The following is a 525-nucleotide window of genomic DNA, read 5'->3' as shown; positions in this document are numbered from 1 at the left end:
AAATGCTATTGATCGCGCCTGGTGTGCCTCATTCAATTCACTCCACATTGGTCGAAAGCAAGTGCGAGACTCATGTGATTTGGTTTAAGCGTGAGTGGATTGCCAATTTGATGTTCTATTGCGCAGAGCTTAGAAAGCTTGACCCGCTTTTAAAGGCGGCCAATAAAGGTGTGGTGTTTTCTGAACGGACAGCTCAGCACGTTGTGGATCTTCTGCATGAGCTCATGACGTTTTCTGCAATGGAGCAACTATCGAGATTTCTCCATGTTTTGTCTCTGATTGCTCACGATGAAGGAGCAAAAACACTGATGACTCACTCATACTTATCGATGAGTGAACACGAGCTACAGGAAAGAGAGCGCGTGGCAAGTGTTAACGCGTATCTCGAACAACACTTTGCAACTAAGGTGACGCTCGCAGACTTGGCGAACTACTTATCGCTGAGTGAAAGTGCGGTCACAAGATTGTTTCAAAAGCACTTTAAAGAGCCGTTTAGCCAACGTCTAATGAAATTGCGGATCAATC

At 45.3% G+C, this 525-nt stretch carries 1 pseudogene; it reads left to right on the top strand.

The features are described from left to right. Window positions 1-525, top strand: a pseudogene (locus tag R7Q11_RS29160) (AraC family transcriptional regulator); the annotation flags it as partial.

It is taken from the genome of Vibrio sp. 970 (assembly GCF_033339075.1).
Note: the sequence above shows the minus strand (reverse complement) of the source record. Positions and strands in the feature narration are given on the sequence as shown.